The sequence below is a fragment of the Mesorhizobium sp. B2-4-17 genome, from assembly GCF_006441275.1.
In the GTDB taxonomy this organism is placed as follows: Bacteria; Pseudomonadota; Alphaproteobacteria; order Rhizobiales; family Rhizobiaceae; genus Mesorhizobium.
The window spans coordinates 1-13,405 of record NZ_VFUX01000045.1 but is presented as its reverse complement, the minus strand read 5'-3'; the positions used below and the strand labels follow the sequence as shown (position 1 = coordinate 13,405).

Here is a 13,405-nt window from a genome sequence, read left to right as displayed (position 1 = left end):
GGTGTCTCCTTCCGTGGGCCGGGTTCGTCGTCACTGGGTAACGATCGCAGCACGTACCTTCTGTGGCGTCAGCGGCATCTCACGGAAGCGCACGCCAGTGGCGTCTGCAAGGGCGTTGGCAAGTGCGGCGGATGCCGGTCCCTGGCCGGCTTCCGCAACACCGAGGAACGGCTGCCCGGGTTGGGACTCGACAATTACGTCGATCCGCTCGGGTATATCCGAGAAACGCAGGATCGGGTATTCGCTCCAGTCGAATGTGGTGCGAAGCGTGGAGGTGAAGCCCACTTCCTCGCGCGTGCACCAACTCAGCGATTGAATGACGGCGCCTTCGACCTGGTTTCGAATTCCGTCGGGATTAACGGGCTCGCCACAATCGACGGCGGCCTGGACGCGCTCGAAAGCGATCCGGCCGGTGTCCTGATCGACCCTGATTTCCAAGCAGAGCGCGCAATAGGCGCCGAGGTTCTTGTAGCGGGCGAATGCCATGCCGAAGCCGTGCATGTGCTCCCCGCGAACCCGCCCTCTCCAGCCGAAGGCATCGGTTGCGGTTTGCATGACGCGCCTTGCCCGCCTGTCTGCCATATGGTCGAGCCGCAGATCCAGGGGATCCACGCCGGCCTGCAGGGCCAGTTCGTCGAACATGCTCTCGATGGAGAAGACGTTCAAATGCGCGCCGAGGGAGCGCAGTGCCGAGACCCGGGCCGGCCTATCCTTTATGAAATGGTACAGCACGTTCATGTTCGGCAGGTCGTAGAGCGGGTTGGAATTCCGGCTGCCATCCCCCTCCGGCATCGGGATCGGTTTGCCTTCCGGAACCGGGAATGAAGATGCAATCTCGTTTCCGACGAGTACCCCGCCCGCATTGACAGGTCGATTGTTGTGCGGATTGCTCCAGACCTCGTGTCTCCAGGCAACGATGCGGTTGTTCCCATCGACCCCGGCCTGCAATTCCGTAAGCATTCCCGGGCCGAGCGGCTCCCATCCGAATTCCTGTTCGCGCATCCATTGCAAGCGCACCGGGCGTCCGGGCACGGACATGGCGATGAGAGCTGCTTCCGCCGCGACATCGTCGGCGCCATTCTGGCCATAGCAGCCGGCGCCCTCGACATGGATCGCGCGGATCTTCTCGATCGGCCGCCCAAGGAGGTCCGCAGCCACGCGGCGTACGTCGAACGTGCCCTGGCTGTGGGTCCATATCGTAAGCATGTCGTCCTCGAGCAGGGCGAGCGCGCAGGAAGGACCTATCGAGCCGTGGCTAATCCAGGGGCGCGAATAGCGTGCCGAGACGGCTTTTACAGGTGCCGGCGTCGGCGCACGGATATCGAGGATCACGATATCCTGGGATGGCAATGCCTTCAGTGTTTCGCCGACCGAGTTTGTCGGAAACGCCGCCTCTACCGGCTCGAACGGCGATGCCAGGAGCTTTCGCATCAGCCGGATGGCATCCCACTGCTTTTCGGCGAGAATGGCAGCGAAGTCGCCGTTCTGGATGAATTTCACCAAACCAGGCATAGCTTCGATCTCGGTACCTGGCGGAAGTTTCAGGCGGGTTCCCTCGCTTGGTCCGCGGATAACGCGCGCATGCAGCATTCCTGGCAGTCGCAGATCATGGATGAACGCCTGGCCGCCCGTCGTCTTGGCGGGGATGTCGACGCGCGGGATATTCGTCCCCATCGTCCTAAAGTCGGTCGTCTGCCGCAACGGCGCACCGGCAATCGCCTTGACGTGCAGCGACAGCGAGGCGGCAATATCCCGGTAGGACAAGGATCGTCCGTCGGCGGCCTTGATCATGCCGTTGCCCTGGGTCTGCAATTGGTCGACCGCCAGCTCGAGCCTTGCAGCCGCGTTCTCGAGCAGGAGCATGCGAACATTCGCTGCCGCGTTGCGGATCGCGGTCCCGCTGTCCTGCATGGAGTGGCTGCCGGCGGTCAGCCCTTCGTCAGGCGTGCGTTCGGTGTCGACGGTGACTAGCGTTATCAGCGCGGGCGCCAAGTCGAGTTCTTCGGCGGCGACTTGGAGTAGGGCAGTTCTGATACCTTGGCCCAGTTCCGCTTTACCTGTGAAAACCGTAGCCTGGCCGGTGGCGTCGAGCTGGATCCAGGCATCGAGATAGGGCCAGGATTTCAGGCTGCCGGGCAGGTCGGGCGCCACAATGGCTGGCCCGGCGCCACCCTCTCCGCCGCCCGAAAGCTGCGCTAGCGCCGGTGAGACGAACGAGAAGGCTACGGCGATGCCGCTGGATTTCAGGAATGCGCGCCGCGACAGGGTCATTTCGTACCTGCCGGCGCGGTTCCTGCGACCATCTCATCGCTGGCCCGGCGCACCGCGCGCAGGATACGCGTATGAGTGCCGCAGCGGCATAGGTTCGGTTGCATGTGAAGGCGGATTTCTTCATCGGAAGGTGCCAGGTTTCGATCGAGAAGGGCCTGCGCCCGCATGATCATGCCCGCAATGCAGTAGCCGCATTGCGCTGCCTGCTCGGTTTGAAAGGCCTTTTGAACAGGATTGGGGTTCGAGAGGGTGCCAAGACCTTCGATCGTCGTGATCCTGCGGTTCACCAAGACGCTGATGGGGGTGAGGCAGGAGAAGACCGCCTTGCCGTCGACGAGCACCGTACAGGCGCCGCATTGGCCGAGGCCGCAGCCATATTTGGCGCCATTGAGCTCCAGATCGTCACGCAGGATATAGAGCAGGGGTGTGCTGGGATCCGCCTCGATCGTGTGATCCGTTCCGTTGACAGTCAGGCTGGAGCGCACTTGCTTAATCCTCCAAACGGGCCGTTGTAATTAATGATTTGAGGTTTTCCCAGGCCGGACCATCACTGAACCGCGCGCGGACATAGGCGAGCACGTCGGCAAGATCCTTATCGCTCATGGTCTCGGCGAACGGCGGCATGAGCTGATCCCTTCCGTTGGTCGCCGGCAGGCCTTGCAGGAGTGCGAGGGCGGCGTTCGTCGGGTCCGCCATCTTCACCGCCGTGAGTTGGGATAACGGCGGGCGTCCCTGCTGGCCCATCGGGGAGCCAGTTTCGTGACACCCCGCGCAAGCGCCCTGAAACAGGTGGGCACCCTGTGGAAAACGCGTTTCCGCCTCAACGGCGTTGTCGATCGCTAGGATATTCCGGTCTTTGCCGGCCTGCATTCGGGCGGCAACGTAGACGGCGATCGCCTTAACGTCGGCGTCGTCGACACGGGAAAGACCCTCCGCGACCGGGCCCATGGGGCCGCCGGCGGCGCCATGGGCTTTGTCGAAACCGGTCTTCAGATATGCGTGGAGGGACGTCTCGGTCCAGCGGTCGGCCGAGGGATTTGAAGCGTCTAGCGCGGGCGCATTCCAGCCTTCAGCCACGCCACCGTCAAATTCCCGCCCGCGTTCTTCACCACCGACAAGGTTTCGCGGCGTATGGCAGGCACCGCAATGGGCGAGTCCCTCGACGAGATATTTGCCGCGGTTCCATTCTGCCGTCCGGTCCATCACCGGCTCGAATTCGCCTCGGCGAAGGAATAGTAGCTTCCATCCCGCAAGCAGAGGCCGGAAACCGAGACCGGGCAGCAGATCGTTCGCCGGCGTTTCCCGGGAGACGGAGCGGCGTGTCATCAGGAAGGCATAGATAGCCTTGAGGTCGCCATCCGTGACATGCGTAAAGTGCTCGTAAGGCAGTGCGGGATAAAGATGGTTGCCATCGCGCGCCACGCCGTTTTTCATCGCCCGGACGAAAGCCTCTTCCGACCAATTGCCGATGCCAGTCAGCTCATCGGGCGTGATGTTGGTCGAATAGAGAGTCCCGAAGGGCGTTCGCAGCGGGCGAGATCCGGCGAAGGGCGCGCCGTCATCCGCAGTGTGACAGACGATGCAGTCGCCGAGCGTCGCGAGCTGCTCTCCCCTCCGGACCGAGTCGGCTTCGAAATTCTCTCTCGCAGGTCTGGCGATCCTGGCCAGAGCAGGTTCGTGGACAGAGACGACCAGGCCCGCAATTCCTGCGACCGCCACGCCCCCGAGCACCACCAAGGCTGTCCTTCGGGAAACCCTCGTCATGTTCTCTACCCGCCGTTCAGATGCCGACTTCTAAAAATGTTCCGACCGCCGGTCTTGATGAAAAGGGCCGTAATTTGGATGGTATGCATCTTCTCTTTGTTCGACGATGGCGCCGGTCGGAACAGGACCTCGCCTCTTGGGGCTAGGCGTCGTGCTGCTGGCACGCCGGAAGATTGGGGACGAGGCGCCTCGCCTGCGATACCCCAGCCCCGGCCGGAGTGCTTCGCCGACCGCGCGCGTACGGATAAAGCCCGCTTTGTCAAGGTCGTCGCAGGTCAAAGCGTGAATGAGCAAATGGCGATCTCGTCCGAGGGCTGTGCAGCGATACGTCTAAGCTCGATGCTAGCGCCTTGTCGGATCACGGTAGCGGTGCTCGCCTGCATTCTCACTCTCAATTGAACCCCGTCGTTGCGTGTTGATGCTGAAGCAGACGGCGCGACATCGTACGGTAACCGCGTTTCGCTACCCGACCATTCTAGCCGCGCTGTTGCGGCTTCCTGAACAGGACCCTGCTTCATTCGAGGATCGCTCCGACGCCGGAGAGAAAGACCTTCAGCTCCATCTCGACGACTCTTTTCACGTCGTCGACGGGCAGATCGTAGATGAATTTTCGAACGCCGAGATAGAAGATGGCGGCATGCAGGCCCCAGATGGCTTCAATCTCCATCTTGGAGATCGCACACGTCTCGATGGACGGCCGTTCATTCGCATGGCGAAGCTCTTGGATGATCAGCGTGAAAATGCGCTGGCGTAGCAGTTCCAGGTAACGCGTATTGAAGTCGAGGCCCTTGAGGCCGGAAAACATGAAGAGGCGGACCCATTCGTAGGTGAGGATCATCTCCGAATAGTCGCGATAGAATGCCGTGAGGCGCTCCTGCAGGGGGCGGCGGCGATCGCCGATAAGTTCCTCCCAGAAGGGATTCCAGCGGCGAAGGAAGACTTCCTGGTAGACACGCTCGACCAGCGCTTCCTTGTTAGGGAAATAGCGATAGAGCAGGGGCTGCGTGATGCCGAGGCGTTTCGCCAGTTCCCGGGTCTGGCCCTCGAAGCCGAACTCGGCGAAGAAGCTGACCGCCCCGCGCACGATTTCTTGCTCCCGCATATCAGGAGCCATTCGACGCTTCGGCTGAGATGTGCTCATCCGCCTTCTCCTTTGGCCGTTTTGGTCCGTAATTTATCGGGCAATTATTAAAGAGTTGCAAGGCTTCGGCCCACCAAGCTGAAACTGCAGCACGTAGAGCGGGAATATTTTCCGTTGACGGAAAATAGGATGATATGATATTTATCAAACGATAAATAGAAATTGGAGGATTTCTATGGTGAGGAGGGGAAACAATCCGCTGCGCGAAACCCGGGGTCAGACGGCCAACCAGTCGTTCGGGCGCGGCCACAGCGTGCGGCAAGAGAGGGGTCGGCGCCTAACGCCGGACGGCCACTCAACTTCCGAATTTTTTCAGGCGTGCGCTGAGCCGCGCCTAGCACTTCGTGGAGAACGACTATGACTCGCAAACGTGCAATCATCATCGGCGGCTCGATGGGCGGCCTCTTCGCGGCGCACTTGCTGATCCGCAGGGGTTGGACCGTCGGCATTTACGAACGGATCTCGTCCGAGCTTGCCGGCCGAGGCGCCGGCATCGTCACCCATCCGGAGCTTTTTCGCGTGCTGGAGGCGTGCGGCATCGACAGCTCCGCCGCCAAGGTCGGCGGCAGCGTCGAAGGGCGGCGCGTGTTCGACCGGGAGGGCGGCATCCAGGCGGAACTGCCGCTGCCTCAGGTGCTGACCTCCTGGGGTAAGCTCTATGGCATCCTCAAGGTGGCCTTGCCTGCCGGTTGCTACCACTACGGCAAGAACCTGGTGCACGTCGTTCAGGAGGACGCGAAGGTCACTGCGCAATTCGAGGATGGCAATGCGGTGACGGGCGATTTGCTCGTCGGCGCGGACGGCATCTTTTCCGCGGTGCGCCTGCAGTTCATGCCTGAGGCGATGCCCAACTATGTCGGCTATATTGCCTGGCGCGGGCTGGTGGAGGAACGCGATCTTTCGGCGCAAACAGCGCAGGCGATCTGCAACCATTTCGCCTTCTCGCTACCCTCGGGCGAGCAGATGCTCGGTTATCCCGTCGCGGGCGCGGATGAATCCACCGAGATTGGCCACCGGCGCTTCAACTTCGTCTGGTATCGCCCGGCGGCACAGGACGGCGCGTTGAAGAGCATTTTGACCGACGTGGACGGCAATACCCACGCGCTCTCTATTCCGCCGAACAAGATCCGCCTCGAAGTCATCCAGGAGATGCGCGATGCGGCGCGGCGCACGCTCTCGCCGCAATTCTCGGAGGTGGTGGAAAAGACCCAGCAGCCCTTTATCCAGGCCATCCAGGACTTCGAGACGCCGCGCATGGTGATCGGCAAAAACATCGTGCTGCTCGGCGATGCCGCCTTCGTCGCGCGGCCGCATGTGGGCATGGGCGTCACCAAGGCTGCCGGCGACGCTTTCGCGCTCGCCGAGGCGCTTGCCACCACGGACGATAGGGCCGAGGCACTCGCTCGTTACGAGACAGCTCGGCTCGCCTATGGCGCTGCGGTGATCCGCCGGGCGCGCGATCTCGGAGCTTACATGCAGGCCCAGATCCTCACCGAGGAGGAAAGGGCGATGGCGGAACGCCACCGCCACCCGGATGCCATCATGAGCGAAACCGCCGTATCGACTGGCATCGCAGCCTGACACGTCAAAGGAGATCGAAATGGGTGTTTTTGTTTTCAAGCACTGGCCGGACGCGCCGGAGTGGCTGCACCCCATACGCGCCCAGGAATTCGTCGCCAATGCCGGCAATGGCCGTGTCGGCAGCGAGCTCGTGTCGGAGACCGATAGGGTGCGCGTCTGGTCGCTGACGCTGAAACCCTCCGAGCGCATCGGCTTCCATACGCACGTCCTGGATTACTTCTGGACCGCGGTGACCGGGGGCAGGGCCCGCTCGCATTACGGCGACGGGCGGGTGGCCGAGACCAGCTACCAGCCGGGGGACACGCAGCACCATCATTACCGCGCCGGGGAGTTCATGATCCATGACCTCGAAAACATCGGCGGCACGGATTTGATTTTCACCACCGTCGAATTCAAGGACAGCGCCAACGCGCCCTTGCCCGTCTGACGGACGAACCTTCCTCGCAATCGGGATCTTTCAATGGACACCCATCGACCTTTGGATCTGCGCGCCATTGCCGAGCGGCGCGACTTTCGGGAGCTTTGCGCCAAGCGCAAGCGGCTCGGCAACAGCCTCGCCATTGCCATGGCAGTCATTTATTTCACTTTCATAGGCCTCGTCGCGTTCGCGCCCGCGGTTTTGGCCACGCCGATCGCATCGGGCTCGGCGATCAGCGTCGGGATCATCACCGGGGTCGGCATCATGATTTCAGGGTTCGTCCTTACCGCCATCTATGTCGCCTATGCCTCGGCCCATCTTGATGCCATGGTCGATGCCCTGAAGGAGTTCGCGCTATGAAAAACGGCACCTTCTGCTGTGCGGCCTTTGCCGCGGCCCTGTTTCCGTCCCTTGCTCTTGCCGATGCGCTGACAGGGGAGGTCACCCGGCAGGAAGTCAATCCGCTGGCGATTTCCTTGTTCCTGCTGTTCGTGGTCGCAAGCCTCGTGCTGACCGTCTGGGCGGCGCGGCGCGGGACGCGCACGGCACGCGATTATTATGCTGCCGGCGGCGGCCTCAGTGGCCTGCAGAATGGCCTGGCGATCGCCGGGGATTATACTTCGGCGGCGACTTTTCTGGGCGTGACCGCCCTGGTCTATGGGGCGGGGTATGACGGCATGATCTATGCGATTGGCTTTCTCGTCGGCTTCCCGATGATCCTTTTTCTGGTCGCCGAACCCTTGCGCAATCTCGGTCGATACACCTTTGCCGACCTTGCAGCCTATCGCCTGTCGGAGCGGCCGGTCCGCACCGTCGCGGGCATCAACACCCTGGTCATCGTGCTCTTCTACCTGATTGCCCAGATGGTCGGCGCGGGTAAGCTGATCGAGCTGCTTTTCGGCCTGCCTTATTGGGTGGCCGTGGTGCTCGTCGGCACGCTGATGATGCTGTACGTGACCTTCGGCGGCATGCTCGCCACCACCTGGGTACAGATCACCAAGGCGATCCTGCTGCTCTCCGGCACGCTGCTGATGTCGGCGCTAATTCTGTCGCAGTTCGGTTTCAGTCTCGGTTCACTGTTTGCCCATGCCGTGGCGGTCCATCCGAAGGGCATCGCTATCATCGGACCGGGCGGCCTCGTCAAGGATCCGATCTCGGCCCTGTCGCTCGGCATGGCGCTGATCTTCGGCACGGCCGGCCTGCCGCATATTCTGATGCGCTTCTTCACGGTGACGGATGCCAAGCAGGCGCGCGTCTCCGTGCTGGTCGCCACCGGTTTCATCACTGTCTTCTACTCGCTCCTCTTCATCCTTGGTTTTGGCGCGATAGCGCTGCTTACTGGCGATCCGGCCTATCTGGATGGCGCCGGCAAGATTCTGGGCGGCAGCAACATGATCGCGCTCCACCTTGCCAACAAGCTCGGCGGTTCGGTTCTGCTCGGCTTCATCTCGGCGGTCGCCTTCGCAACTATCCTGGCCGTCGTGTCCGGATTGACGATGGCCGGAGCCTCGGCCGCCGGTCACGATCTGGTGGCGCGTGCCATCCTGCGCGGACGCCTCTCGGAAGGTGCGGAAATCCTGATCTCAAAACTTTCGGCGGTGGTGATCAGTGTGCTGGCGATCGTGCTCGGCATCCTGTTCGAGAACCAGAACATCGCCTTCATGGTGGGCCTCGTCTTCGCCATCGCCGCGAGCGCCAATTTCCCAATCATCTTTCTTTCGGTGGTCTGGAAAAACCTGACGACACGCGGTGCTGTGTCCGGGTCGGTCGTGGGACTCGTTTCGGCCCTGGCGATGGTCGCGTTCGGGCCGGGTGTCTGGACGACGGTGCTCAAACTCGGGCCGGCACCGTTTCCCTATGACAACCCCGCGCTGTTCTCCGTGCCGCTCGCTTTCGCGGTGACGGTCATCGTCTCGCTCGCCGATCGCAGCAAGAATGCGGCGCAGGCCCGAGATGCCTTCGATGAACAATATGTCACGGCGTATACGGGTTTGAGGCCCTCCGCCACCTTGTAACCTCGTAGCCGAGGCGGCAAAAGTCCCGACAGGGGCAGTCGCCGACCGCGTCAAGCCCTCGTCATGGAACCCCGGAGAGCACAATGAGCGGAACCAGACTTTTCACGCCGTTCGAAATCGGATCGATGACGCTGCGAAACCGCATCGTCATCGCGCCTATGTGCCAGTATTCGGCTGTAAACGGGGAGATGACCGACTGGCATCTCATCCATCTCGGCAGCCTGGCCTTGTCGGGCGCCGCCGTGCTCACCATCGAAGCGACGGCAGTCACGCCGGAAGGGCGCATTTCCTACGGCGATGTCGGCCTTTATTCGGATGCCTGCGAGCGCGCCATGCGCCGGGTTCTCGACGGTGTGCGGCGCTGGTCGGACATGCCGCTCACCATTCAGCTCGGTCATGCAGGGCGAAAGGCCTCGACTGAGGTTCCATGGAAAGGCGGTCACCAAATCACGCCGGACGCTGAGGGCGGCTGGAAGACGGTCGCGCCGAGCGCCATCCCGTTTCGCGATGTCTACGATCATCCGGACGCGCTCGATCGCGCCGGACTGGCGCGGATCCGCGCGGCCTTTGCTGACGCCGCCAAACGCGCCGCCGTACTCGGCCTGGATGCGATCCAGATTCATGGCGCACACGGTTATCTCCTGCATCAGTTTCTGTCTCCCCTGTCCAACCATCGCACCGATGAATACGGCGGGTCGCTGGAAAACCGCATGCGTTTTCCCCTTGAGGTGTTCGAGGCAGTGAGGGAGGCCTTCCCGGCGGTTCAGCCGGTGACGATGCGGGTCTCGGCGACCGATTGGGCGGAGGGCGGCTGGGACGTCGCGCAGACGGTCGCCTTCTGCCAGGAGCTGGAGGCGCGCGGCTGCGCGGCCATTCATGTCTCGACGGGCGGGCTCGCGCATCACCAGCAGATCGCGCTCGGCCCGAATTATCAGGTGCCGTTCGCTCGCGCGGTCAAGGCCGCGGTAACCATTCCGGTCATCGCGGTCGGCCTCATCACGGAGTTCGAACAGGCAGAGGCGATCCTCACGACGGGAGACGCAGACCTGATCGCGCTCGCCCGAGCCATCCTCTACGATCCGCGCTGGCCGTGGCATGCGGCGGCGCATTTCGGAGAAAGGGTGGACGCGCCCGACCAGTATCTGCGCTCGCAGCCTCGGCAGCATCGCCATCTATTCGATCGCCAGGCTTAGGCGAGCGTCTGGGCGGGACCGCAATCAATGTCTAGCAAAACGGGTGATTAGAACACTTCACCGCAGCCGTCCGGCATCTCACTATCGGCTGGAAAAGCACCGAAGGAGAGCATCGATGCATGCGAAACTCATTCCGCAGTGTTGCGAATTCCCGCCCTTTCCATCGTCGCGCGCAGTGCCGCGATAAAGACCCGCACCTTCGGCAGCACGAGCTGCGTCGTCGGATAGACCGCCCAGATATTGATCGGTTCCGGCCGTGCATCTTCGAGGTCGATACGCACCAGACGGCCGGCGGCGATGTCGCCTTCGGCATACCAGTTGGAGAGCAGGGCTACGCCGCCGCCGGCAAGGCTTGCGGCATGGCAGCCGGCAATGGTGCTACAGGCGAGGCGGACGTTCAGCCTTGCATGGCGGTCGCCATCCGGCGCGCGGAAGGTCCAATGGGTCGCGGCGCCGAGCGCCAAGCAATCGTGCTCGGCAAGATCGGAAACAACGCGTGGCTTGCCACGTCGTGCCACATAATCAGGGCTTGCCACCAGCATTCGCGGATTGGCGGCGAGTTTCTGCGCGATCAGGCTGCTGTCGCGTAGCCGTGCGATGCGGATAGCGAGGTCCGTTCCGGTCGCGACGAGGTCCGGCAGGCTGTCGGTTAGGTCGACGGCCATGCGCAGTTCCGGGTTCTCGTGCAAGAGCGCCGGCACGAAGGGCAGGATGAATTTCAGGCCGAAGGAAATCGGCACCGAGACGCGCAGCAGGCCGGCCGCGCCAACACTTTCCGAGTGCAGGCGCGCTATCGCCGCCGTCTCGTTTTCGATCAGCGCCTCGGCATAGGGCAGGAATGTTTCCCCCTCCGGCGTGAGCGACAGGGATCGCGTCGTGCGGTACAGAAGCCGCACGCCAAGCGTCGCCTCCAGCGCCGCAAGCCGGCGGGTCGCCACCATGGGCGGCAGTCCCAAGCGACGTGCGGCCGCAGCGAGGCTTCCGCTGGCTACGGCGGCGGTGAAGACGAGGACATCATCCGTGTTCATTATATCGAAATCAGTTACACAGGCCGATCATTCTACATCACTAAAACGATGATAGAGGAAATGCTACGTCTCCTGCATCTGTCTCAAGCCAGAAAGGCGACAAACATGGATAGGACCAAACCCGATGGGGCCTCCGCCGAGCAAGGGCTCGGCAAGGGCGCGCTCTTTGCAATGGCGACAGCGAGCGGCCTCGCCGTCGCGAACATCTATTACAACCAGCCGATGCTCGGCATCATCGAGAGCGAGTTCCAGCACCAGCCGATCACCGGCCTCATCCCCACGGCGACGCAACTCGGCTATGCGCTCGGCCTGTTCTTACTTCTGCCGCTCGGCGATGTCGTGCAGCGGCGAAAACTCATCGTTGCGCAGTTCGTCGTCCTCGCCGGTGCGCTGGCGATTGCTGCCATGGCGCCGTCCGCTTGGTCGCTGGCGGGCGCCTCGCTGGTCGTCGGAGCAAGCTCCACGGTCGCCCAGCAGATCGTGCCCTTCGCCGCCGCGCTGGCCGCGCCGGAGAAACGCGGCTCGGCGATCGGAACCGTCATGGCCGGCGTGCTCTCCGGCATCCTGTTCAGCCGCACTCTCTCCGGGTTCGTCGGCGCTCATGCGGGCTGGCGCGAGATGTTCTGGCTCGGCGTGCCACTGGCGCTGGCCGCCGCCATCCTGATGTTCCTTGCACTGCCGAATCATCGTCCGGCATCGCGCATGCCCTATGGGACGGCCATCCGCTCCCTTGCCCATCTGTGGAGGCGGGAGCGGGCGCTGCGCACGGCGGCCTTGATGCAGGCGGCGCTATTTGGCTCGTTCACGGCGTTCTGGACGATCCTCGCGCTCTATCTGGAGACGCCGCACTTCGGCCTCGGCGCTGATGTCGCGGGCTTGTTCGGGATTGTTGGCGCCGTCGGTATCTTCGCCGCGCCACTCGCTGGCGGGCTCGCCGACCGCCGCGGCCCGCATGCCATCATTTGGCTCGGCGGGGTGCTGACGCTCGTCGCCTGGGTGATTTTTGGGACATGGGCTTCGCTTGCCGCCCTGGTGATCGGCGTGATCGTGCTCGATTTCGGCATCCAGAGCGCTCTCGTCTCCAACCAGCATATCGTCTTTGCACTCGATCCGGATGCGAAGAGCCGGCTGAACACGATCTTCATGACCGCGATGTTTCTGGGTGGCGCTGCCGGCGCAGCGCTCGGCACGGCCGCCTGGGGCTATTCCGGCTGGCTCGGCGTCAGCGCGCTTGGTGGACTTCTAGCGGTGGTTGCGCTAGCCGTGCGCCTTCTCGATCATCGGACGGCGCAGCCGGTCGCAACCGTCGGTCACTGACAAGGGAAGGCCTGAAGCGCGTTATTACAACGCGCTTCAGCGGCCGAGCGCGGCCTGGAAGCGTCGGCCTTGCCGTCTATGAGTTTGCTCTGCACCAAGCCACGTCGCCACGTCAGGTGAGAATTGCTGGTGACGCCAAACCGGGCCGGGGCGAGATGCACGCGATCGGCCCAGTTGAGGTTGCGTGTGCGGCCAGCAGCTTGGGCGCGCAGTGAGATAAGCGTCCATTCAGCCCGAGATCGTCTCGAATGCCTTCGCCAGTCGGGCGCTAACCTGTGGCAAGGCGGCCGAAGAGGCGTATCCCTGAGGCCTTCTCCACTGATTCCAGTCTTCGAAGGATTGTTGCATGAGAAAGCCCGAAGGCTCTCGCCGCGCCGGCTGCCGATCCGTGACGGAAGAACGCAAGAGCGCACCGGAGATCATCCCAAATCTGGGTCTTCGCCATGCCTGATTTCGTTCCGCAATTGCCTTTCAAACCGCGACACGTGAATTGACACCTGTCCGCCGACGGGCGGGCTGATCCGGCTTCAAGCGTAACCGAAGGCACCGTCTTGTTGGCGGTGGAGGATTGACCGCACAGTCTCGAGTTAGCGGCAGATCGTCAGAACGGATAATGCTGGCCCGGATCCTCGATCGTCACCCAGCGCAGGTCGGTGAATTCGGCGATCGAGGCCTTG

11 protein-coding genes are annotated in these 13,405 nt (G+C 62.7%); 6 read left to right on the top strand and 5 right to left on the bottom strand.

The genetic code is table 11. The annotated features are described in order from the left end of the window. Nucleotides 1-30: 30 nt before the first annotated feature. From FJ548_RS27055 to FJ548_RS27040, 4 genes are all read right to left on the bottom strand, one after another. Nucleotides 31-2,271, bottom strand: a complete 2,241-nt coding sequence (locus FJ548_RS27055; RefSeq protein WP_140779486.1) for a molybdopterin cofactor-binding domain-containing protein — start codon at nucleotides 2,269-2,271, stop codon at nucleotides 31-33. After that, the gene (locus FJ548_RS27050; protein ID WP_140779485.1) at nucleotides 2,268-2,756 is read right to left on the bottom strand and encodes a (2Fe-2S)-binding protein; all 489 of its coding nucleotides are present in this window, start codon (nucleotides 2,754-2,756) and stop codon (nucleotides 2,268-2,270) included. Before FJ548_RS27050 ends, FJ548_RS27055 begins: the two co-directional genes overlap by 4 nt. Nucleotides 2,757-2,760: 4 nt before the next feature. Continuing rightward, nucleotides 2,761-4,005, bottom strand: a complete 1,245-nt coding sequence (locus tag FJ548_RS27045; RefSeq protein WP_246678783.1) for a cytochrome c — start codon at nucleotides 4,003-4,005, stop codon at nucleotides 2,761-2,763. Nucleotides 4,006-4,549: 544 nt separating this feature from the next. Continuing rightward, nucleotides 4,550-5,176, bottom strand: a complete 627-nt coding sequence (locus tag FJ548_RS27040) for a TetR/AcrR family transcriptional regulator (RefSeq protein ID WP_140779483.1) — start codon at nucleotides 5,174-5,176, stop codon at nucleotides 4,550-4,552. Nucleotides 5,177-5,533: 357 nt separating this feature from the next. Here FJ548_RS27040 and FJ548_RS27035 point away from each other — a divergent pair, with 357 nt between their 5' ends. The 5 genes from FJ548_RS27035 (at nucleotide 5,534) to FJ548_RS27015 (ending at nucleotide 10,383) form a co-directional block, all read left to right on the top strand. After that, nucleotides 5,534-6,757 (top strand): FAD binding domain-containing protein, encoded by a 1,224-nt coding sequence (locus tag FJ548_RS27035; protein ID WP_140779482.1) that lies wholly within the window; start codon nucleotides 5,534-5,536, stop codon nucleotides 6,755-6,757. Between the two features lie 19 nt (nucleotides 6,758-6,776). Next, a complete protein-coding gene (locus FJ548_RS27030; protein ID WP_140779481.1) occupies nucleotides 6,777-7,184 on the top strand; it encodes a hypothetical protein in 408 nt (135 codons plus the stop codon). 33 nt (nucleotides 7,185-7,217) lie between these two features. Continuing rightward, nucleotides 7,218-7,535 carry a DUF485 domain-containing protein gene (locus FJ548_RS27025; protein WP_140779480.1) on the top strand — a complete coding sequence of 106 codons (318 nt, stop codon included), beginning with the start codon at nucleotides 7,218-7,220 and terminating at the stop codon, nucleotides 7,533-7,535. Further along, nucleotides 7,532-9,190, top strand: a complete 1,659-nt coding sequence (gene actP / locus FJ548_RS27020) for a cation/acetate symporter ActP (RefSeq protein WP_140779479.1) — start codon at nucleotides 7,532-7,534, stop codon at nucleotides 9,188-9,190. Before FJ548_RS27025 ends, actP begins: the two co-directional genes overlap by 4 nt. Before the next feature lie 83 nt (nucleotides 9,191-9,273). Then, complete coding sequence (locus tag FJ548_RS27015; protein WP_140779478.1) at nucleotides 9,274-10,383, top strand: NADH:flavin oxidoreductase/NADH oxidase; 1,110 nt, start codon at nucleotides 9,274-9,276, stop codon at nucleotides 10,381-10,383. Nucleotides 10,384-10,511: 128 nt separating this feature from the next. Here FJ548_RS27015 and FJ548_RS27010 read toward each other — a convergent pair whose 3' ends face one another. Continuing rightward, on the bottom strand, nucleotides 10,512-11,411 hold the full coding sequence (locus tag FJ548_RS27010) for a LysR family transcriptional regulator (RefSeq protein ID WP_140779477.1): 900 nt from the start codon (nucleotides 11,409-11,411) through the stop codon (nucleotides 10,512-10,514). Nucleotides 11,412-11,516: 105 nt separating this feature from the next. Between FJ548_RS27010 and FJ548_RS27005 the strand changes: the two genes are divergently transcribed. After that, nucleotides 11,517-12,728, top strand: a complete 1,212-nt coding sequence (locus FJ548_RS27005) for an MFS transporter (RefSeq protein ID WP_140779476.1) — start codon at nucleotides 11,517-11,519, stop codon at nucleotides 12,726-12,728. The last annotated feature ends 677 nt before the right edge of the window (nucleotides 12,729-13,405 follow it).